Source organism: Kitasatospora sp. NPDC092948, assembly GCF_044754805.1.
Taxonomy (GTDB): Bacteria; Actinomycetota; Actinomycetes; order Streptomycetales; family Streptomycetaceae; genus Kitasatospora.
Window position 1 is genome coordinate 18,996 of record NZ_JBIVPU010000014.1, and the last position, 18,974, is coordinate 37,969.

General features: G+C 74.4%; 21 protein-coding genes. 8 read left to right on the plus strand and 13 right to left on the minus strand.

The window, feature by feature from the left end; translation table 11 throughout:
* Window positions 1-36: 36 nt before the first annotated feature.
* The 9 genes from ACIQF6_RS29915 to ACIQF6_RS29955 form a co-directional block, all read right to left on the minus strand.
* Complete coding sequence (locus tag ACIQF6_RS29915) at window positions 37-855, minus strand: HAD family hydrolase (RefSeq protein ID WP_400900531.1); 819 nt, start codon at window positions 853-855, stop codon at window positions 37-39.
* A 76-nt stretch (window positions 856-931) separates the two neighbouring features.
* Window positions 932-2,209 carry a serine--tRNA ligase gene (serS, locus tag ACIQF6_RS29920; protein ID WP_400900533.1) on the minus strand — a complete coding sequence of 426 codons (1,278 nt, stop codon included), beginning with the start codon at window positions 2,207-2,209 and terminating at the stop codon, window positions 932-934.
* A 725-nt stretch (window positions 2,210-2,934) separates the two neighbouring features.
* Window positions 2,935-3,870 carry a prephenate dehydratase gene (pheA, locus tag ACIQF6_RS29925; protein WP_400900535.1) on the minus strand — a complete coding sequence of 312 codons (936 nt, stop codon included), beginning with the start codon at window positions 3,868-3,870 and terminating at the stop codon, window positions 2,935-2,937.
* 189 nt (window positions 3,871-4,059) lie between these two features.
* Window positions 4,060-5,274 carry a Dyp-type peroxidase gene (locus ACIQF6_RS29930; protein ID WP_400900537.1) on the minus strand — a complete coding sequence of 405 codons (1,215 nt, stop codon included), beginning with the start codon at window positions 5,272-5,274 and terminating at the stop codon, window positions 4,060-4,062.
* Window positions 5,271-7,382, minus strand: coding sequence for a FixH family protein (locus ACIQF6_RS29935; protein WP_400900539.1), 2,112 nt, complete (start codon window positions 7,380-7,382; stop codon window positions 5,271-5,273). Before ACIQF6_RS29935 ends, ACIQF6_RS29930 begins: the two co-directional genes overlap by 4 nt.
* 9 nt (window positions 7,383-7,391) lie before the next feature.
* Window positions 7,392-7,868, minus strand: a complete 477-nt coding sequence (locus tag ACIQF6_RS29940) for a copper chaperone PCu(A)C (protein WP_400900541.1) — start codon at window positions 7,866-7,868, stop codon at window positions 7,392-7,394.
* A complete protein-coding gene (locus ACIQF6_RS29945) occupies window positions 7,865-8,548 on the minus strand; it encodes an SCO family protein (protein ID WP_400900543.1) in 684 nt (227 codons plus the stop codon). Before ACIQF6_RS29945 ends, ACIQF6_RS29940 begins: the two co-directional genes overlap by 4 nt.
* 86 nt (window positions 8,549-8,634) lie before the next feature.
* Window positions 8,635-9,351 carry a YcnI family protein gene (locus ACIQF6_RS29950; protein ID WP_400900545.1) on the minus strand — a complete coding sequence of 239 codons (717 nt, stop codon included), beginning with the start codon at window positions 9,349-9,351 and terminating at the stop codon, window positions 8,635-8,637.
* Window positions 9,352-9,481: 130 nt separating this feature from the next.
* Window positions 9,482-10,303: a hypothetical protein gene (locus ACIQF6_RS29955; protein WP_400900547.1), complete on the minus strand. Its 822-nt coding sequence runs from the start codon at window positions 10,301-10,303 to the stop codon at window positions 9,482-9,484.
* Window positions 10,304-10,533: 230 nt separating this feature from the next.
* Here ACIQF6_RS29955 and ACIQF6_RS29960 point away from each other — a divergent pair, with 230 nt between their 5' ends.
* The 6 genes from ACIQF6_RS29960 to ACIQF6_RS29985 all read left to right on the plus strand — a co-directional run bounded on the left by ACIQF6_RS29960 (window position 10,534) and on the right by ACIQF6_RS29985 (window position 15,029).
* Window positions 10,534-11,193 (plus strand): ATP-binding protein, encoded by a 660-nt coding sequence (locus ACIQF6_RS29960; RefSeq protein WP_400900549.1) that lies wholly within the window; start codon window positions 10,534-10,536, stop codon window positions 11,191-11,193.
* 86 nt (window positions 11,194-11,279) lie between these two features.
* Window positions 11,280-12,518, plus strand: coding sequence for an MFS transporter (locus ACIQF6_RS29965; RefSeq protein WP_400900551.1), 1,239 nt, complete (start codon window positions 11,280-11,282; stop codon window positions 12,516-12,518).
* Between the two features lie 119 nt (window positions 12,519-12,637).
* Window positions 12,638-13,027, plus strand: a complete 390-nt coding sequence (locus tag ACIQF6_RS29970) for a YciI family protein (protein ID WP_400900797.1) — start codon at window positions 12,638-12,640, stop codon at window positions 13,025-13,027.
* A gap of 47 nt (window positions 13,028-13,074) precedes the next feature.
* Window positions 13,075-13,308 (plus strand): hypothetical protein, encoded by a 234-nt coding sequence (locus ACIQF6_RS29975; protein ID WP_400900553.1) that lies wholly within the window; start codon window positions 13,075-13,077, stop codon window positions 13,306-13,308.
* 112 nt (window positions 13,309-13,420) lie between these two features.
* Window positions 13,421-14,032 carry a TetR/AcrR family transcriptional regulator gene (locus tag ACIQF6_RS29980; protein WP_400900555.1) on the plus strand — a complete coding sequence of 204 codons (612 nt, stop codon included), beginning with the start codon at window positions 13,421-13,423 and terminating at the stop codon, window positions 14,030-14,032.
* Window positions 14,033-14,108: 76 nt separating this feature from the next.
* Window positions 14,109-15,029 carry an alpha/beta fold hydrolase gene (locus ACIQF6_RS29985; RefSeq protein WP_400900557.1) on the plus strand — a complete coding sequence of 307 codons (921 nt, stop codon included), beginning with the start codon at window positions 14,109-14,111 and terminating at the stop codon, window positions 15,027-15,029.
* Between the two features lie 75 nt (window positions 15,030-15,104).
* Here the strand turns inward: ACIQF6_RS29985 and ACIQF6_RS29990 are convergent, their stop codons facing one another.
* The gene (locus ACIQF6_RS29990; protein ID WP_400900559.1) at window positions 15,105-15,347 is read right to left on the minus strand and encodes a DUF5302 domain-containing protein; all 243 of its coding nucleotides are present in this window, start codon (window positions 15,345-15,347) and stop codon (window positions 15,105-15,107) included.
* Window positions 15,348-15,433: 86 nt separating this feature from the next.
* Complete coding sequence (locus ACIQF6_RS29995) at window positions 15,434-15,568, minus strand: hypothetical protein (RefSeq protein WP_400900561.1); 135 nt, start codon at window positions 15,566-15,568, stop codon at window positions 15,434-15,436.
* Window positions 15,569-15,704: 136 nt separating this feature from the next.
* On the opposite strand from ACIQF6_RS29995, the gene ACIQF6_RS30000 reads away from it, so the two are divergent.
* Complete coding sequence (locus ACIQF6_RS30000; protein ID WP_400900563.1) at window positions 15,705-16,526, plus strand: integrase; 822 nt, start codon at window positions 15,705-15,707, stop codon at window positions 16,524-16,526.
* 7 nt (window positions 16,527-16,533) lie between these two features.
* Here ACIQF6_RS30000 and ACIQF6_RS30005 read toward each other — a convergent pair whose 3' ends face one another.
* A complete protein-coding gene (locus ACIQF6_RS30005) occupies window positions 16,534-17,076 on the minus strand; it encodes a 1,4-alpha-glucan branching protein (RefSeq protein WP_400900565.1) in 543 nt (180 codons plus the stop codon).
* Window positions 17,077-17,325: 249 nt separating this feature from the next.
* Here ACIQF6_RS30005 and ACIQF6_RS30010 point away from each other — a divergent pair, with 249 nt between their 5' ends.
* The gene (locus ACIQF6_RS30010; RefSeq protein WP_400900567.1) at window positions 17,326-17,805 is read left to right on the plus strand and encodes a ricin-type beta-trefoil lectin domain protein; all 480 of its coding nucleotides are present in this window, start codon (window positions 17,326-17,328) and stop codon (window positions 17,803-17,805) included.
* A gap of 128 nt (window positions 17,806-17,933) precedes the next feature.
* Here the strand turns inward: ACIQF6_RS30010 and ACIQF6_RS30015 are convergent, their stop codons facing one another.
* Window positions 17,934-18,893: a pirin family protein gene (locus tag ACIQF6_RS30015; protein ID WP_400900569.1), complete on the minus strand. Its 960-nt coding sequence runs from the start codon at window positions 18,891-18,893 to the stop codon at window positions 17,934-17,936.
* Window positions 18,894-18,974 lie beyond the last annotated feature (81 nt).

Sequence of the window (18,974 nt, forward strand, 5' to 3'; positions counted from 1 at the left end):
GGCGCTTTCGCCGTCCTTCGCCTTCTGCTGCGCGGATCAGCCGCCGAGGCCGAACACCCGGTCCAGCACCACGGCGACACCGTCCTCGTCGTTGGAGACCGTCACCTCGTCGGCCACCGCCCGCAGCTGCTCGTGCGCGTTGCCCATCGCCACCCCGTGGGCGGCCCACCGGAACATCGGTATGTCGTTGGGCATGTCGCCGAACGCGATGGTTCCGGCCGCGGTGACGCCCAGCCGCCGCGCGGCCAGCGACAGGCCGGTGGCCTTGGTCAGGCCCAGCGGCAGCAGCTCCACGATGCCGTCGCCGGCCATCACCACGCCGACCAGCTGACCGGCCACCGTGCGGGCGGTGTCCGCGAGTTGATCGTCCGTCAGCTCGGGGTGCTGGATGTACAGCTTGCTGACCGGCGCGGCCAGCAACTGCTCCGCGGCGACCTCGCGGACCGGCAGCCCGGTGGCGATCCGCAGCCGGTAGCCCGGCCCGGCGACCACTTCGCCGTCCAGCCCGTCCTGGCTGGCGGCGACCGCCAGCGGCCCCACCTCGGCCTCGATCTTGGCCAGCGCCAGCGCGGCCAGCTGCCGGTCCAGGGTGACCGAGGTGAGCAGCTTGTGCGCGCCAGCGTCGTAGACCTGGGCGCCCTGCCCGCACACCGCTATGCCGGTGTAGCCGATCTCGTCCAGCACCGGCCTGGTCCAGCCCGCCGAGCGGCCGGTGACGATGAGATGCTGCGCCCCGAGCGCCGTGACGGCGGCCAACGCCTCCCGGGTGCGGGCGGAGACGTCCTCGGCGCTGGTGAGCAGCGTCCCGTCGAGATCGGTGGCGACCAGCCGGTAGGGCAGGGCGTCGGTGCTCATGCGCGAAGTGCTCCAGATGCTCCGGGAACGGCGGAAACGGTGGTGACGGGCGGAAACGGCGGTGCCCGGCGGACGGCTACTTGGCCGCGGGCTCCAGGACGGCCTTCCCGCCGAGGAACGGCCGCAGCGCCTCCGGCAGGACCACCGAGCCGTCGGCCTGCTGGTGGTTCTCCAGCAGCGCGACGATGACCCGGGGGACGGCCACCAGGGTGCCGTTGAGGGTGGCGAGCGGACGGACGCCGTCCCGGTCGCGCATCCGGATGGAGAGCCGGCGGGCCTGGTACTCGGTGGTGTTGGAGGTCGAGGTGACCTCGCGGTACTTGCCCTGGGTGGGGATCCACGCCTCGATGTCGAACTTGCGGGCGGCGGACGCGCCGAGGTCGCCGGAGGCGACGTCGATCACCCGGTAGGGCAGCTCCAGCGCGTTCAGGAAGTCCTTCTCCCACTGGAGCAGGCGGCGGTGCTCGGCCTCGGCGTCCTCGGGCGTGGTGAAGACGAACATCTCCACCTTCTCGAACTGGTGGACCCGGATGATGCCGCGGGTGTCCTTGCCGTAGGTGCCGGCCTCGCGGCGGAAGCAGGACGAGAAGCCGGCGTACCGCAGCGGCAGCTTGTCGGCGTCCAGGATCTCGTCCATGTGGTAGGCGGCCAGCGGTACTTCACTGGTGCCGACCAGGTACCGGTCGTCGTCCTCGAGGTAGTACACGTTCTCGGCGGCCTGGCCGAGGAAGCCGGTGCCGTCCATCGCGGCGGGGCGGACCAGCGCCGGGGTGATCATCGGGGTGAAGCCGGCCGCGGAGGCCTGCGCCATCGCCATGTTGACCAGGGCCAGTTCGAGCAGCGCGCCCGGGCCGGTCAGGTAGTAGGAGCGGGCGCCGGCCACCTTCGCGCCGCGCTCGGTGTCGATCGCGCCGAGCAGCTGGCCGAGTTCGACGTGGTCGCGGGGCTCGAAGCCCTCGGCGGCGAAGTCGCGGGGGGTGCCGATCTCCTCGAGGGTGACGAAGTCCTCCTCGCCGCCGACCGGGGCGGCCGGGTCGATCAGGTTCGCCAGCGAGCGCTGCAGCCGCTCGGCCTCCTCCTTCGCCTCGCTCTGCGCGGCGTCGGCGGCCTTCACCTCGGCGGCCAGCTCCTTGGTGCGGGCCAGCAGGGCGGCCTTCTCCTCGCCCTTGGCGGCGGCGACCTGCTTGCCGAGCTGCTTCTGCTCGCTGCGGAGCTCGTCGAAGCGGGTGCCGGCCGCACGGCGGCGTTCGTCGGCGGAGAGCAGGGCGTCGACCAGGTCGACGTCCTCACCACGGGAGCGCTGCGAGGTACGTACGCGGTCCGGGTCGTCACGGAGCAGGCGAAGGTCGATCACGGATCCAGCCTACCGGTGGCAGGGTGGTCCGGTTCCGGCCACCGCGAGGCTTGGGCCGGTATGTCGCGCTCTGTCCCTGAATCTGGCATCCTGCGCCCGGTCGTCGGTGCGAGGGGTGTGGGAAAGCGGTCCGGGCCTGGGGATAACTCCCGCCAGCCTGTGGATAACCCCGGTGGACAACCCTTCCGGGGGCCGGTTATCCACAGGTTTGCCGGTGGGCCTGTGGACAGGGGAGAACCGATGGTCCGTGAACCCTCGAACCAGCAATTCCAGGTTTCAAACCTCGATTCGGCTTCCCGAGTGAGGGAATTCGCTCGCTCGCACAGGTGATTTGTTAGCGCAAGGGTGACTCTGGTCCGATTAGTCCTCCCTATGCCCCTAGCTGATGATCTGACCAGGCCTGTGGATGTCTTTACCGGTTTGTCGACTCCGACCCTCCCTGTGGATAACTTCACGGAAGCTGGGGACAACCGCCCCTGTGGATGCCGGGCGCCGTCCTGTGGATGAACTGCCCCGCCCCGCGCCGCTCCTCGGCGTCCCCGGAGCGCCGCCGATGAACGCAGGTCGGCCGGGCAGGTGACGTTCGGGCGTGTCGAAAATGAACGGACCGCGGCCGGGTGCGGCCCCGTTCCGGCCGGAATCGCGTTCTTGCGCGTCGCGGCGGTGGGGACGGCGGTCGAGCCGGTGGTCGAGTCGGCGGTGGAGGCGGGTCCCGTCGGGCGGCGTCAGAGTTCGCCGCGGCCGTCCAGGCAGCGCGACAGCCAGTCCGCGGCGTCCGTGAAATCCAGGTCGGAGGTGCCCGGCCGGAGCGGGAAAGCGGTGCCCCGGTCGGCCCGCGGGTACGAGCCGAGGAAACGCACCTGCGGGCACATCCGCTTCAGGCCCATCAGCGCCTCGCTGACCCGGCGCTCGCTCAGGTGCCCCTCGCAGTCGATCAGGAAGCAGTAGCTGCCCATGCCCTCGCCGGTCGGCCGGGACTCGATCCGCATCAGGTTGATCCCGCGCACCGCGAACTCCTGGAGCAGCTCCAGCAGCGCGCCCGGGTGGTCGTCCGGCAGCCACACCACCATCGAGGTCTTGTCCCAGCCGGTCGCCGAGGACACCCGGCCCGGCCGGCCGACCAGCACGAACCGGGTGGTCGGCGCCGCCGCGTCCTGGATCTCGTCCGACAGCGCCTGTAGCCCGTACAGCTCGGCGGCGAACGCGCCCGCCACCGCCGCGTCGTAGCGGCCGTCCTGGACCAGCCGGGCGCCCTCGGCGTTGGACGCCGCCGACTCCCACTGCGCGTCCGGCAGGTTCGCCGCCAGCCAGTGCCGGACCTGCGGCTGCGCGACCGGGTGGCCGGTGACGGTCTTCACGTCGCCCAGCGCGGTGCCCGGGCGGACCAGCAGCGCGAACGAGATCGGCAGCAGCACCTCGCGGTAGATCATCAGCGCGCTGCCGTTGATCAGCTCGTCGCTGGTGGTGGTGACCGCGCCGTCCACCGAGTTCTCGATCGCCACCATCGCGCCCGCGGCCTCGCCCGCCCGCACCGCGTCCAGCGCCGCCGACACCGACGCCACCGGCGTCAGCTCCCGCGTCCCCGCCTCCGGCAGGGTGCGCAGCGCGGCCTCCGTGAAGGTGCCCGCGGGCCCGAGATAGGTGTAACGGGTCGCCGACATGACCGCCTCCGAACGAACAGCGTGATGCGAACTGCGTGGAGCCCACCGGGGGCTCGGTCTGCCACCTTAGCCACTTCCGCGGCCCCGCCGTGCCGTCGTCCGGCCGACGGGCAGCGGCGTCGAACGGCCGTGCGGCGCCCGGCGCTCCCGCCCGACGCCGGGTGCTCGGCGGGATCCGGAGGAGAGGGCCTAACCCTCCAGCAGCGGCTGTCCCACGTACCCGCCCTCGGGCGCGCCCGGCGGCACCGCGAACAGCGCGCCCGCCTCGTGCCGCAGGAACCGTGACAGGCCGTCGCCGCGCGCCAGCCGCTGCTGCACCGGGACGAAGCCGCGCGCCGGGTCGGCCTGGAACGCGGCGAACAGCAGGCCCGCGTCGGGCGAGCCGTCGGCCAGCAGGCCGTCGTGGAAGGAGAACCCGCGGCGCAGCATCGCCGCCCCGCCGTTGGAGTCGGGGGCCGCCACCCGGACGTGTGCGTCGGGGGCGATCGCCAGGGTGCCGTCGGGGGCGGTCGCCGCCAGGTCGACGGGGGTGCGCTCGCCGGCGTCCGGGCCGCCGGACAGCGGGGCGCCGTCGCTCTTGCGGCGTCCCACCAGCCGTTCCTGACGGTCCGTCGGCAGCGACTCCCAGTCGTCCAGCAGCATCCGGATCCGGCGCAGCACGGCGTAGCTGCCGCCGGCCATCCAGTCGGGGCCGGCGGCGAACACCTTCGCGGCGAAGTCGGGGTCCTGCGGGCGCGGGTTGTTGGTGCCGTCGACCTGGCCCATCAGGTTGCGGCCGGTCGTCGGCCGGGCCGTCGCGCCGGGAGTGCGGGCGAAGCCCGACATCTGCCAGCGCGGCGCGGCGACCCCCGCCGCCAGTCGGCGCAGCACCCGCAGCGCGTGCACCGCGACCAGTGCGTCGTCCGCGCCGATCTGCACCCACAGGTCGCCGTCGGAGCGGGCCGGGTCGAGCGCGTCGCCGGGGAACGCGGGCAGTGCGGCCAGCGCGGGCGGGCGGCGGTCGGCCAGGCCCAGCTTGTCGAACAGGGCGGTGCCGAACCCGAAGGTGACGGTCAGCGAGTTCGGGCCGGCGTCCAGCGCGATCCCGCCGCCGCCGTCGCCGCCCGGCTCGCCGACGGACATCCGGGCCGCGGCCGCCGACCAGTCCCGCAGCAGCCCGGCCGCCCGGTCCCGTCCGGTCCCGGGCAGCAGGTCGAACGCCGCCCACTCCACCCGGGCCTGCGCGGGCTCCACGATGCCGCCCTGCCGGGGCCCGTGGAACGCCACCCGGGCGGTCCCCGGCAGCGGCTTCGACTCCCGGGCCGAGGCCCGCCCGCCCCACGCCCCGCCGACGGCGCCCACGGCCAGCCCGGCCCCGGCGCCGCCGAGCACCGCCCGCCGGGAGACCGCCGGTATCCCCGTCACTGGCCGACCTTCAACTGCTGAGTGGCCGTCACCTGGTCGAAGTCGGAGGACCGGACGGTCACCGACACCACCCACTCGCCGGCCAGCGGCAGCTGGGCGGTGCCGTTCCAGGCGCCGGTGCCCTCGGCCTGCAGGGTGACCGGCAGCGGGCCGAGGTCGCGGTCGGGCAGCGTGAACGCCAGCTGCACCTCGGGGACTTCGACCGGCTGCCCGGCGGCGTCGGTGAGCCTCAGCGTGACGGCGTTCGGGCCGGTGCCGACCGGGTTGACGGTGACCAGGGCGGTGCCCTTGGCGTTCGGGGTGCGGCCGCCGGTGTCGTACGGCAGCTTCAGCTCCTGGGTCCGGCCGGGCGCCGCGGACGCCCCCGCGACCGGGGCGCCGGCCGCGCCGGGCTGTGCGGCGATCGCCTGGGCGACCCGCCCGGGCGGGGAGTTGGTGAGCATCGTGGTGACCACCAGGACCAGCACGGCGACGGCCGTCTCGACCAGCACGCTGCGTCGCAGCCCGGCCCGCACGGGCGAGCCCTCGGCGGTGCTCTGCCGGTGCGCCCTGGCCCGCACCGCCTGCTGGCGGGCGAGCTGGGCGGCGCGCTCGGGGTCGGCGTCGCCGGCCGGCGCGTCCTCGGCGGCGACCGGGTCGGCGGCGGTCTCCGTGCCGGTCTCCCCGCCGGTCTCAGTGCCGGTCTCCCCGCCGGTCTCCTCGCCCGCGACGGCGAGCGCGGGGACGGCCACCGGGGCGGCCGCCGCCTCGTCGGCGGTGCGCAGCCGGGCCGTCCAGGCGCGGGAGATCCAGGCGACGCCGAGCATCGCCGCCACGCAGCCGACCTTGATCAGCAGCAGCCGTCCGTACGCGGTGTCCACCAGCGCGCCCCAGCTGCCCAGGCCCCGCCAGGACTGGTAGACGCCGGTGCCGGCGAGCACCGCGACCAGCCAGAACGCCAGCTTGGAGAAGCGTTCGACGGCGGCGGCGGGCAGGCCGTGGCGCAGGCCGGTGACCAGCACGGCGAGGCCGCCGAGCCAGCCGGCCATGGCGAGCAGGTGCAGTGCCGCCAGCGGCAGCGCCAGCGGGACCTGGATGCCGACCGAGGAGTGGTCGGCGCCGACCCAGGTCGCGGTCAGCGCGAGGGCCAGCGCGAGTCCGGCCAGGCCCAGCCCGAGCCGGGTGTCGCGCTGCGGGCGCTCGGCGGCGGCCCGCTCCAGCCGGCGCAGCTCCGCCTCCTCCTCGTCGATCCCCGCGTCGTCCGGGTCCGGGGTCGCCGCGGCCGGTTTCGGCTGCAGCCCCAACTGGCCGACCAGCAGCGACAGGAAGACGCCGGCGGCGGCGAGCAGCAGCAGCCGGGCGGCGAGCGCGGTGCCGATCCGCTCGTCCAGGGTGGCGCGCACCAGCGACAGGTCGAAGGCCTGGCCGAGGCCGGTGCCGCGTTCGTAGGGGCCGCGAAGCATCAGCACGGCGACGGTGGACAGCAGCAGCGCGACCCAGCCGGTCATCAGCAGCCGCTGCACGCCGCGCACGGCCGCGCCGCCGGGCCAGACCACGATGACGAACGCGGCGGCGCCGGCCAGCAGCGCGAACGCGCCGTAGGCGACGGTGCGGGCGGTGCCATAGGCGAAGGCCACCGCGCCGTCGGCCTTGGCGCCCTGGACGGCGGCGGCGTTCACGCTGGTGTCGGAGGCCGCGCCGATGGAGAAGGTGAACGCGCCGCCGATCGGGTGGGAGTCCTCCGACACGGCCCGCCAGGCCACCGTGTAGGTGCCGTTCTCGATGCCCTGGCGGAGCGCCACCCGGGCGGTGGAGGCCTTGCCGTCCACATGCTCGGGCTTGCCGTCGTCGACGGCGGTCCCCCGCGGGTCGAGCACCCGCACCGAGTCCGCGGACAGCGACACGCCTTCGCTGAAGCTCAGCGTGACCGCGGCGGGCGCGGTCGGCACCACCGAGCCCTGGGCCGGGTCGGTGCTCTCCAGGGTGGCGTGCGCGGACGCCGCCGTCGCCCCGCCGAGCACCAGGGCGAGTGCCGCCACCAGCACCGCCAGCAGCGCGCCCAGCCGCCGCCGATCCACCACCGTGCTCACCTGTGCGCCTCTTCTCGTCACCGCGCCGTCTGCTGTCATCGCCGGGACCTAACTTCCCGGACGGTACGTCAACGGCTTCACCGGAACCTTGACCACCACGGTGCCCGCCTTGGCGAACTCCAGGTCCAGTTCCAGTTCGTCGCCGAGGGCCGGCTGCTTCGCCCAGCCCATGATCATCAGGTGGTTGCCGCCGCGGGCCAGGTCCAGGGTGCCGTGCGCGGGCACGTCCAGCTCGCCGACCTCCTCCATGGTCTGCTCGGTGGAGCGGTGCATGGTCACCGACCCGGCACTCGGGCTGGTCACCTTCATCAGCCGGTCCGAGCCGCCGTCGTTGCGCACCGTCAGGTAGCCCGCGCCCATCCCGCCGGGGGTGGCGGGCAGCGGTATGTACGGGTCGGCCACCGACAGCTTCGGCGCGGCGGACGAACCGCCCGAGGACTGGCAGGCCACCACCACGGTGCCCGCCGCCAGGGCGGTCGCCAGCCCGGCCCCGATCAGCGCGTTGCGCCGGAAGCCGCGGCTCACACCGCCACCCCCTTGGCGAGCAGCTCCAGGTCGTGCCGGTAGGTGTCCACCGAGGTGCCGGCCATGTACAGCAGGTGCGCCTTGTCGTCGCCCGGCAGGAACGTCAGCACCTGCGCGCCGTGCGTGGAGGTCACCGAGCCGTTCGCGGCGACCACCGGGTCCTCGACCAGGATGCCCAGCGGCTTGGCGGCGGCCTTCACCTTCGCCAGGTCGCCGGTCAGCCCGATGAAGTCCGTGCCCATCGAGTCCAGCCAGGTCCGCAGCACCTGCGGGGTGTCGCGCTCCGGGTCGGTGGAGACGAACACGATGTCGATCTTCTGCCGGTCCTCCGGTGTCAGCTTGGACATCGCCACCCCGATGTCGCCCATGGTGGTCGGGCAGACGTCCGGGCAGCTGGTGTAGCCGAAGAACAGCAGCACGGTCTTGCCGGCGGTGCGCGCCTTCAGGTCGAACGGCTGCCCGGAGGTGTCGTTCAGCACCAGGTCCGGCTTGTCGAAGTGCTTGCTGAGCACAGTGCCCTGGTACTGGCTGCCGGACGCCTGCTTGCTGACCTTCGCCGCCCCGCTGCCCTCCCCGCCGGTCGGGGAGGACGAGGAGCAGGCGGACAGCGCGAGCGAGGCGCCGAGGACGAGGGCGGCGGCGGTCAGGAGCCGGGGCCGGGTGCTGCGGAGGGTTGCCAAGGGACTTTCCGTTCCGTGCGGGAGGGCGGTGCGGGAGTTCGCGGGGAGGGGCCGGCCGCGGGCACGGCCCCTCCCCGCGGGCGGTACTAGGCGGAGCGGCGGCGCAGCCCGGCCACGCCGAGCGCCGCGCCGATCACGCCGACCACGATGCCGACCACGCCGAGGGTGCGGGCGGTGGAGTCGGAGGACTTCGCGACGGGCGCGGCGGCGTCCTGCTTCGCGGTGGTGTCCGCCGAGTGCTGGGCGCCGGACGCGGCGTCGGCCTTGGTCAGGTTGAGCACCGGGGCGGGCTTGGCGGGCTCCGGCTGCCCGTCCTTGGTCTCCTCGATCCAGCGGACCACGTCGCCGTTGTCGTACGTCTGCAGCGCCTTGAAGGTCAGCTTGTCGGTGTCGGTGGGCAGCGCGCCCAGCGCGACCTTGAACTCCTCGAACTGCCCGGGGGCGATCTTGGCGCCCGGGTCGGCGGTCCAGGTGATCTTGGAGACGGCCTCGGTGATCTGCTGGCCGTGCGAGTCCAGCGGCTTGTCGAGCTTCGACTTCTCCAGCGTGGCGGTCCACCCCGGCAGCGGCTGGGTGCGCACCGACGCCATCGGGTGGTCCAGCGGCAGGCTGACCTCCAGCTTCACGGTGGAAGCGGTGTCGCTCTCGTTCGGCACCCGGAACGCCACGGCGGTGTACCCGCCCTGCTGGGCCGTGCCCGGCTGGACGGAGACGTGCGCGAAGGCGGGAACGGCGGACGCCAGCAGGGCGCCGGCCGCCACCACGAGCGTGCCGACGGAACGACGGACGGAAAGCGAACGCATCAGGGGACTCCTGTGGGGAGAGGCCGCGCGACAACGCGCGACAGAAAGGGGAGGCGGGAACTCGGCCGGCCCGCACTCGACGCGGGCACGGCAGCAGCCAGTGCGCGCCCCGGCCCCTCTCGGGCCCGGATCAGCGCGCGAACGCCACCGCGGGCGGTCCCCTGCGCAGCACGCTGTGCCGCAGCACGGCCGCCACCGGCAGCCGCCAGTCCTCCGGCCGCCCGCCCCGGCGCACCGGCGCCGGTCGCGGCCCGCCCAGCAGCAGCGCCACCAGCAGCGCCACCGCCGTCCGCAGCGGCGCCGCCCACTCCCGCGCGGTCAGCGCCGCCGTCCGCAGCAGCCGCCACAGCGCGGCCTCGCCGCGCCGCAGCCACCAGCCCGCGACCACGGCCGCCGCCAGGTGCGCCAGCACCATGCCGGGCGTCAGCCCCAGCCAGCCCGCCGCGTGCGGCATCGCCGCCGCGTACGCCTGCGGATCCAGGCCCGCGGCGCTCACCACCTGGTCGGGCGTGGTGTCCAGCGGGACCACCGTCAGGCCGTCGCCGGGGGTGTCGTTGCACAGCAGCCGGCCCGCCACCGACGTCAGCGCGTCGGGCCCGCCGTTCCCGGACATCCGGGCCATCGCCGTGCCGCCGCCCAGTCCGTCGCCGAACCGGTGGAACAGCAGGTGCAGGCCGAGCTGTCCGGCGCCCAGCGCCGCCGCGATCGACCCCAGCGAGCGCTCCCGCCCGGCGAGCAGCGCCGCCGCCGCGCACACCGCGGCGAAGCCCGCCGCCAGCGTGTCCGGCGCGACCGCCCCGCCCGCCCGGGCGTGCCCGAAAGCCGCCACCACCGTGCACACCAGCGCGAACGGCACCGCGCGCAGCACCCGCAGATCCCAGGCGGCCGCCACCGAGGCCCGCGCGGCGGGCAGGGCGGCGCCCCGGCGGGCGGCGGCGGTCGGGTCAGTCATGGCCGGGCCATCATCTCACCGCCTACACCCGCTCCCGGGGCAGGCCCCGGAACCCGCCGCGAATGGCGAGAACCCGACCGGCGCACGCACCCGCCCACGCGCCGATCGGCACACCGGACAGCGGCAGTCCATCCGCCGAACGGGCGGTACCGGCGCGTGCGGACGGTTCACCGCGCACCGCCGAGGAGATAGCTAGTTGTATGTGGAGCCGCAGCCAGGAGGGATCTCCCGTGGACATCTGGTGGACTCTGCACCTCAAGCGCGACCCGGCCAGCGTGCCGCTCGCCCGCCGCATCCTGCTCGGCGCCATGGACTCCGCCGGAGTCCACCCGCAGGACGCCTTCGACCTCGGCCTCGCTCTCACCGAGGCCTGCGCCAACGCGGTCGAACACGCCGGGCCCGGGCACCTCGGGGACACCTTCCAGGTCACCGCCGCGCTCCTCGGGGACCGCCTGCGGATCGAGGTCGCCAACACCGGCCCGGCCCCGGGCGCACCCGCCGCGTCCCGCCCGGGCCCGCGCCGCCGTCCCGCCGCGGACCGTCCCGTCGCGGACCGTCCCGCCGTCGACCGCCCGGCGGCCGACCGGCCCGCGCCGTACTGCCGCACCCGGCGCGGCCGCGCCTCCGTCCCCGCCCGGGTGCTGACCACCCGCAGCCCCGCCGCCGACCGGCCCGCGCCCTACGACACCCACGTGCTGCCCGCGCTGCGCCCCGCCCTCCCGATCGCCGACCCCGGCGTGCTGCCCGACCTGACCGCCGAGTCCGGCCGCGGCCTGTTCCTCATCCACGCCCTCGCCGACCACGTGCAGCTGCGCACCCACCCGCAGCGCGGCGCCACCGTCAGCTTCGACAAGATCCTCACCTCCCCGCTGCTGCGCACCGCGTCCTGACGGCCGGCCGGTCCCACGGTCCGAAACCCGCCGGTCGAACGTGCGGGTGCTCCGGTTATGGTCTAGTCCATTGACCGGAGGGGACCATGACCAGCACTGCCGCGGAGCCGCTCTCCGCCCCCAGCCGCCCACTGGCCCGGATGGGACAGGCCCTGCGCGGACGGGACTTCCGCATCTGGTTCGCCGGCCAGCTGACCTCCGCGTCCGGGGCCCTCGCCCAGGGCGTCGTGCTCTCCTGGATCGTCTACCGGCTCACCGGGGACGCCGTCTGGCTGACCGTGCTGACCGCCTGCACCTGGGGCCCCACGCTGCTCCTCGGCCCGTGGGCCGGCGCCGTGGTGGACCGCTCCGACCGGCGCCGCCTGCTGATGGTCACCCAGTCCCTGATGCTGCTGCTCGGCCTCGCCCTGGCCGTCACCACCGCACTGTTCGGCCAGCGGCTGTGGCTGCTGCTGGTCCTCGCCACCTGCACCGGACTGGTCGCCACCGTCGATGCCCCGGCCCGCCAGGTGTTCGTGGTCGACCTGGTCGGCACCGGGGCCGTCGCCAGCGCCGTCGGGCTCTGGGAGGTGGCGCTCAACGCCTCCCGGGTGATCGGCCCCGGCGTGGCCGGCGTGCTGCTGAACGTCGGCGGGCCGTCCTGGGCGTTCGCCTTCAACGCCCTCGGCTACCTCGCCCCGCTGCTCGCGCTGAGCAGGCTGCGCCCGGCCGCCCCCGTCGAGCGCCCCGCCGGCCGTCCGCGGCCCGGGGCCGGCGCCCGCGGCGGGCTCGCGTACGTCCGCCGCTCGCCGATCATCCGCGGCCTGCTGCCGATGTCCGCCGCCAGCGGCCTGATCTTCGCGATGAACCTGACCGTTCCGCCGCTGGTCGACCGCTCGCTGCACCTCGGCCCCGGCGGCTACGGCCTGCTGATGGCCGCGTTCGGACTCGGCGGCCTGCCCGGCGCGCTGCTGGCCGCCTCCGCGCCCGAGCCGACGCCGCGCCGGGTCCGCACGCTGGCCCTGGCCACCTCGGTCGCCGTGCTGGCCACCGCGCTGGCGCCGAACGCGGTGCTCGCGGTGACCGGCATGGCCGCCGTCGGCGTCACCTCGATCTGGTTCATCGCCACCGCCAACACCCTGGCCCAGCTGCGCTCCGACCCGGACATGCGCGGCCGGGTGATGTCCCTGTGGGGCAGCGCGATGACCGGTACCCTCCCGTTCACCGGACTCGCCGTCACCTTCGTCGCCCAGCACGTCGGCGCCCGGACCGGCTTCTCGCTCGGCGGCGCGGCCCTGCTGCTGGCCACCCTGGCCGCGTGGCGGGCGCTGCGGCCCGCCCGCTGAGCGGGCCGTGCGGGCCGCCGGGCACAGCGCCCGGTGTCGAGAACCGGGCCGCGGCTCCGTCCCAGGGGCGGAGGAGCGGGATCCGCCCCCACCGAGAGGAGCCGTCCGCCGTGACGCACATGCTGCAGATGCACTTCAGCCGGTCGGACACCGACGTCCCGCCGATCCCCGACTGGGACCCGGCGGCGACCGCCGCCCACATCGCCTTCATGCGCCGTTCGGTCGCCGAGCTCACCGCGTCCGGCGAACTCGTCGAGGCCCGCGGCCTGGCGATGCCCGACACCGCGCGGATCGTCCGGTCCGACGGGGGAGCGCCGACCGTCACCGGCGGGCCGTTCCCGGCCGAGAAGGAGTTCCTGTTCGGCTGGTGGGTCGTCAGCTGCGCGAGCGAGGAGCGGGTGCTGGAGATCGCCGCCCTGCTGTCCGCCGCGCCGGGCCACGACGGCCGGCCGATGAACATGCCGATCGAAGTCCGCGAGGTGCTGTCGGAGCCTCCGGCGCAGCCGTGACGGTGGGCGAATTGCCGGTTCTGTCCGGTCGGCGGACGATGGTGATCATGATGCATCAGATGCGCGCCGAGACCGGCCCCGACGGCGCCACGGACTCCGTGGTCAGCTGGCACATCGTCCGCGACGCGGACCTCACCGCCCTGTGCGGCAAGACGCTCTCCGCCGCCGCCCCCGTCCAGGACGCCACCCGCTGGACCCTGGACCCCGACCACAACTGCCACACCTGCGGTGCGCTGTTCCTCCGTGAGTCCCCGTACCTCCCGGACGAACACGCCGACTGACCCGTGAAGCGGACAGGCCGAAGGGCGCCCGGGACGCGTTCCGGCGCCCTTCGGCGCGTCCGGGCGCGTCGTACGCTGTCCGGTGCCCCATTCCCGTTCCCGGAGGTGTCCCGTGGTCGTCGAGTCCTCCACGGACGGCCGGGTCCGGCGCGGCAACGAGACCCGTCGTGCCGTGCTCGGCCGCGCCGTGCAGATCGCGTCGGTCGAGGGCCTGGGCGCCCTGTCGATCGGCCGGCTGGCGACCGACCTGGGGCTGAGCAAGAGCGGGGTGTTCGCCGGCTTCGGCTCCAAGGAGGAGTTGCAACTGGCCACCGTGCGGGCGGCGCGGCGGATCTTCTACGACCGGGTGGTGGCCCCGGTGCTCGACCTGCCGCCCGGTGCGGCCCAGGTGCTGGCGCTGTGCGAGCACTGGATGGCGTACTCGCGCGACCGGGTGTTCGACGGCGGTTGCTTCTTCTACTCGGTGACGGCCGAGTTCGACGCCCGGCCGGGCCCGGTCCGGGACGCCCTCGCGGCCGCCTCGCGGGAGTGGGAGGAGCAGCTCACCGGCGTGCTGCGGGCCGCCGACGACCTGCCCGCCGGCGCGGAGCCGGAGGAACTGGCCCTGCTGATCGGCAGCCTGATGGACAGTGCGAACTGCCACGCCGTGCTGCACGACGACCCGTCCCGTTACGACCGGGCGATGCGCACCATCTGCCGCCTGCTCGGCGTCGCCGCAGTCTGACGCTCCGTCAATCCGCAACGGGAAACCGCTTTCCGGCCCCCAAAACTGCACGAACGGTCGTGCTAATATCCCGCCCATGGCACCCCTCGCCGCCCTGGTGCGGACCGCGCTGAACGCCACCTCCCACATCGCCGCCGCCCCGCCGGGCCGGGTGGCCTTCGAGCTGTTCCGGCACCCGATCCGTCGCAGCCGGGTGCGCGGCTCGGAACGCGAACTGCACGAACTGGCCGCCACCGAGGAGCTGACGGTGAACGGCAAGCGGGTCCGGGTCTACCGCTGGGGCGACGGCCGGCGCCCGGTGCTGCTGGTGCACGGCTGGAAGTCCCGGGCGTCCCGGTTCGCCCCGTACGTGCGCCCGCTGCTGGACCTCGGGATGAGCCCGATCGGCTTCGACGCCCCCGGCCACGGCGACTCGGGCGGCCGCGCCACCACGATCCTGGAGTACCGCGAAGTGATCGGCCGCCTCGCCGAGCGGCACGGCCCGTTCGAAGCGGTGCTGGCGCACTCCTTCGGGGTCTGCTGCGCGTTCCTCGCGCTGGCCGAAGGAGTCCCGGCCCGCCGCCTGGTCGCCGTCGCCGGAGTCGCCGAATTCGGCTTCCTGGTCGAGGGGTTCGCCACCACCCTGGGCCTGAACGACCGACTGGAGCAGGACCTGGCCCGGCGGATCGAGCACCACCTGTTCCCCGACACCGAGGCGATCTGGCAGCGCTTCGACGCCACCCGCCGCCCGGAGCTGGTCACCGCCCCGATCCTGGTGGTGCACGACGAACAGGACGACGTGGTCCCGCTGCGCCAGGCCCGCCTGTTGCACGAGGCCTACGGCGAGCCGCAGCTGCGGCTGATCACCACCCGGGGCCTGGGACACCGCCGGGTGCTGACGGAGCCGACCGTGGTCGACAACGTGCTCGCCTTCCTCGCCGAGCCGCTCCCCGCCCCGCTCGCCACCGCCCCGGACGCCGCGCCCGACGCCGCCCGGGCCGCCCCGGCCGGGATCTGACGGACCGCTGCGGAGACGCCGAACGGCCGGCCCCCGTGCGGGGACCGGCCGTTCGCGCTGCGGATCGACGGGTGCTCAGCCGCCGCTCTTGCGGCGGAAGGTGCGCTTGCCGCCGGCCGCGCCGGCGGTGCCGTGGATCTTCGAGTCGCCGCCGGGGCCGCCTCCGGCACCCCGGTTGTTGCCGCCCTTGCGCTGCAGCGCGGCCAGGAACTTGGCCTTCTGGTCGTCCTGCCCGGACGCCTCGGCGGCGGTGTCGGCGGTGGCGTCGGCAGTGTTGTCCGGCGCGGGCTCGGCTGCCGGGGCGGTGTCGCTGCTCATTCGGGGACCTCCTGGACGGGAGTGGGGTGTGCTGGAGCACACCCTCCCATGTCGGCCGGGGGTGCTGTCGGCCGACACCGGATCGGTCAGCCCCGGTGCGCCGCGCGGAGGTGATGGTGGTGCCGCTCGTCGCGGTACTGCAGGCCGCCCATCATGAACAGCAGGGCGAGGGTCGGGAAGCCGAACGAGGCGATCACCAGTACGAAGAACTGCCAGACCATGGGACTCTCCTGTCACGGAGCCTTGGCGAGTTGCCCTATCTCGCCCCATTATGTCCAGGTCGCCGCGCGGGAGGGTCGAACGGAGGGCCGAACAGCCCCTGTTCGAACGGCAGGTGGCCGACGCAGACTGGGGGCCATGCGGGTACAGCTGGCAGTCGACGCGCACCGCCCGGACCGGGCCTGCGAGGACTTCGTGGTGGCCACCCCGGAGGTCCTGGTGCTGCTGGACGGCTCCAGCGCCCCGGACACCCTGGAGTCCGGCTGCGGACACGGCATCCCCTGGTACGTGCGCCGGCTCGGCGCGCACCTGGTGGCCCGGCTCACCGACCACCCCGAGCGTCCGGCCACCGCCTGCCTGGCCGACGCCATCGCCGACACCGCCGCCCTGCACGGCGACAGCTGCGACCTGGCCAACCCCAACACGCCCGCCGCGATGGTGGTCGCCGCCCGGCTGCGCGGCGACGCCCTGGAGTACCTGGCGCTCGGCGACTCGCTGCTGGTGCTGCACCCCAAGGAGGGCCCGCCCCGGGTGATCGGCGACAACCAGCGCTTCCCCGGCGGCGAGGCGCTGCGCCGCCAGGTCTGGTCGACCGTCCCGGGCACCGCCGAACGCGCCGACCTCTACCTGCGGTACGCGACCGCCGTCCGCGCCGCCCGGAACACCGGCCACGGACCGTGGATCGCCGCCGCCACCCCGCAGGCCGCCGAGCACGCCGAGACCGGCGCGGTCGCCCGCGCCGACCTGCACGGGGTGGCCGCCCTGTCGGACGGCGCCGCCCGCTTCACCGACCGCCTGGGGCTGGGCAGTTGGGCCGACGCTGTGCGCCTGCTGGCCGAGGCCGGCCCCGCCGAGCTGATCGCCCAGGTCCGCGCCGCGGAGCTCACCGACGCCGACTGCCTCCGGTGGCCCCGCGGCAAGGCCCACGACGACGCCGCGGCGCTCTACGCCCGACTCTGACGACGCGTCAGCCCGCCGTCACGAACACCGCGCGGGCCGCCGCTCCGTCCGGTGCGGTGTACCCGGCGACCACCTCGCCCGGCGCGGGCTCCCCGGCGGGCACGAGCTCCCGGCGCAGTGTCACCGTCACCTCGCCGGCGACGGGGGCCACCGCCACGGTGTCGTCCACCGCGTCGCTCTCGCTCTGCTTCTGCGGCACCGCCCGCCCGCGCAGCAGCTCGGCCAACTGCGCGCGGACCACCGGGTCCTGCTCGCCGTCGTAGAACCAGCGGGTGCCCAGCACCCCGTGCTCGGCGATCCCGATCAGCGCGCCCTCCGGCGCCCCGTCCAGCGGCGCGCCCCGGTACGCCATCGGCACCAGGTAGGCGGACCGGCGGTCCGTCACCACCATCAGTTCGATGCCGACCTCGCCCGCCGGGTCGTCCAGCCGGAACCCGCCGGCCCGCACCGGTTCGCCGTGGCCGGGCCGGAACCAGGGCTGCTTCGGCAGCCAGTCGGCCAGCAGCTCCAACTTGCCCGGCTCCATGGTGGTCTGATGAATCGTCGCCATCGCGGTGCTCCCTCTCGCGCGGTGTGTCCTTGCCCGGGTCAGCCTACGAACCGCGACCGGCGCCGGAGGGCGCCCGGGCGACGGAGTTCGTCGGATCAGCCGACGAATTCCCGTTCGGATGAATGCGACGAACAGCGCCGACGGTGCGCAACCGGCGCTGCTACAAAGTTCCTGCGCTCGGATCCGAGCCGAGAGAAGCACCTTGCGGCCGCCGGGGACCGTGCGGCCGCTGCGAGAACGGAGCAGCTCATGGCCATCGCTTTCCGCAGGACGCTCGCCATCGCCGCGCTGGGGCTGGCCGCCTCCTTCCTGCCCGCCACCGGGGCCGGCGCCGCCGACACCGGCCACTCGACCACGCGCACCCCCGGCCGCTACTGCCTCGCCAACACCTGGGGCTCCCCGACCGTCTCCACCAAGCCGTGCAACACCGACGACAAGGGCCAGCACTGGACGGTCGCGGGCGACCAGATCTCCCTCACCGACGCCCGCGGCTACTGTCTCGCCAACACCTGGGGCTCCCCGACCGTCTCCAGCAAGCCCTGCAACCCGGGTGACGAGGGCCAGTACTGGAGCATCGACGGCCAGCGGATCTCGCTGACCTTCGCCCCGGGCTACTGCCTCGCCAACAAGTGGGGCACCCCGGACGTCTCCACCAAGCCCTGTGACGCCAACGACAAGGGCCAGCACTGGGTGGTCTTCAACGACCAGGTCAGCCTCGCCCTCGCCTGACCCCCGAACCGGCCCTCCCCGCCGCACAGTGAATCCGCCCGGCCGCCGTCCGGCCCGGGCGGATCCGACGGCGGCCGAAAAGGGCAGGGCCCGGACCGGACGGTCCGGGCCCTGCGGGGGTCGGTCGATCAGTTCTCGTCGGCCGGGACGGTGCCGAGGCGGCCGGCCTGGAAGTCCTCCATGGCCTGCTGGAGTTCGCGGTGGCTGTTCATCACGAACGGGCCGTACCAGGCGACGGGCTCGCGGATCGGCTGTCCGCCGAGGATGACGACCTCGAAGTTGGCGTTGCGCGAGTCCTGCTTCTCGTCGGCGCGGATGGTCAGGGTGTTGCCGTCGCCGAAGACGACCGCCTGGCCCATGTGGAACGGGCGCTGCTCGGCGCCCGCCGAGCCGCTGCCGGCCAGGCCGTAGGCGAGGGCGTTGAAGTCGGAGCGCCAGGGCAGGGTGATCTGGGCGCCGGGGTTGATCGACGCGTGGATCATGGTGATCGGGGTGTGGGTGACGCCGGGGCCCTGGTGGCCGTCCAGCTCGCCCGCGATCACCCGGAGCAGTGCGCCGCCGTCCTCGGTGCTGAGGAGCTTGACGCTGCCGCCGCGGATGTCCTGGTACTTCGGGGCGATCATCTTGTCCGAGGCGGGCAGGTTCACCCAGAGCTGGAGGCCGTGGAACAGGCCGCCGGACATGACCAGGGACTCCGGGGGAGTCTCGATGTGGAGCAGGCCGGAGCCGGCCGTCATCCACTGGGTGTCGCCGTCGGTGATGGTGCCGCCGCCGCCGTGCGAGTCGCGGTGGACGAACGTTCCGTCGATGACGTAGGTGACGGTCTCGAAGCCGCGGTGCGGGTGCCAGGGCGTCCCCTTCGGCTCGCCGGCCGCGTAGTCCACCTCGCCCATCTGGTCCATCATGATGAACGGGTCGAGGAACTTGGTGTTGATCTTCGCGAAGGCGCGGCGGACGGGGAAGCCCTCGCCCTCGTAGCCCTCGGGGGCGGTGGCCACGGTGAGCACCGGCCGAGCGGTGGCGTGCACCGGGTCGGGCGTGGTGACACGCGGCAGGGTCAGCGGGTTTTCGACGGTCACGGCGGGCATGTCGGCCTCCTTCGGCGGGTCTGTGGCCTACGTCCACCACAGTAGTTCAACTCTCAACCACTCGCAAGGTTGAACATTGAA

What these genes read in the sequence shown, in the direction of transcription:
- ACIQF6_RS29915 (WP_400900531.1), bottom strand. Translation starts at nt 855, where the DNA reads ATGAGCACCGACGCCCTGCCCTACCGGCTGGTCGCCACCGATCTCGAC.
- pheA (WP_400900535.1), bottom strand. Translation starts at nt 3,870, where the DNA reads ATGTCGGCGACCCGTTACACCTATCTCGGGCCCGCGGGCACCTTCACG.
- ACIQF6_RS29935 (WP_400900539.1), bottom strand. Translation starts at nt 7,382, where the DNA reads ATGACAGCAGACGGCGCGGTGACGAGAAGAGGCGCACAGGTGAGCACG.
- ACIQF6_RS29950 (WP_400900545.1), bottom strand. Translation starts at nt 9,351, where the DNA reads ATGCGTTCGCTTTCCGTCCGTCGTTCCGTCGGCACGCTCGTGGTGGCG.
- ACIQF6_RS29955 (WP_400900547.1), bottom strand. Translation starts at nt 10,303, where the DNA reads ATGACTGACCCGACCGCCGCCGCCCGCCGGGGCGCCGCCCTGCCCGCC.
- ACIQF6_RS29965 (WP_400900551.1), top strand. Translation starts at nt 11,280, where the DNA reads ATGACCAGCACTGCCGCGGAGCCGCTCTCCGCCCCCAGCCGCCCACTG.
- ACIQF6_RS29970 (WP_400900797.1), top strand. Translation starts at nt 12,638, where the DNA reads ATGCTGCAGATGCACTTCAGCCGGTCGGACACCGACGTCCCGCCGATC.
- ACIQF6_RS29975 (WP_400900553.1), top strand. Translation starts at nt 13,075, where the DNA reads ATGATGCATCAGATGCGCGCCGAGACCGGCCCCGACGGCGCCACGGAC.
- ACIQF6_RS29985 (WP_400900557.1), top strand. Translation starts at nt 14,109, where the DNA reads ATGGCACCCCTCGCCGCCCTGGTGCGGACCGCGCTGAACGCCACCTCC.
- ACIQF6_RS29990 (WP_400900559.1), bottom strand. Translation starts at nt 15,347, where the DNA reads ATGAGCAGCGACACCGCCCCGGCAGCCGAGCCCGCGCCGGACAACACT.
- ACIQF6_RS29995 (WP_400900561.1), bottom strand. Translation starts at nt 15,568, where the DNA reads ATGGTCTGGCAGTTCTTCGTACTGGTGATCGCCTCGTTCGGCTTCCCG.
- ACIQF6_RS30000 (WP_400900563.1), top strand. Translation starts at nt 15,705, where the DNA reads ATGCGGGTACAGCTGGCAGTCGACGCGCACCGCCCGGACCGGGCCTGC.
- ACIQF6_RS30005 (WP_400900565.1), bottom strand. Translation starts at nt 17,076, where the DNA reads ATGGCGACGATTCATCAGACCACCATGGAGCCGGGCAAGTTGGAGCTG.
- ACIQF6_RS30010 (WP_400900567.1), top strand. Translation starts at nt 17,326, where the DNA reads ATGGCCATCGCTTTCCGCAGGACGCTCGCCATCGCCGCGCTGGGGCTG.
- ACIQF6_RS30015 (WP_400900569.1), bottom strand. Translation starts at nt 18,893, where the DNA reads ATGCCCGCCGTGACCGTCGAAAACCCGCTGACCCTGCCGCGTGTCACC.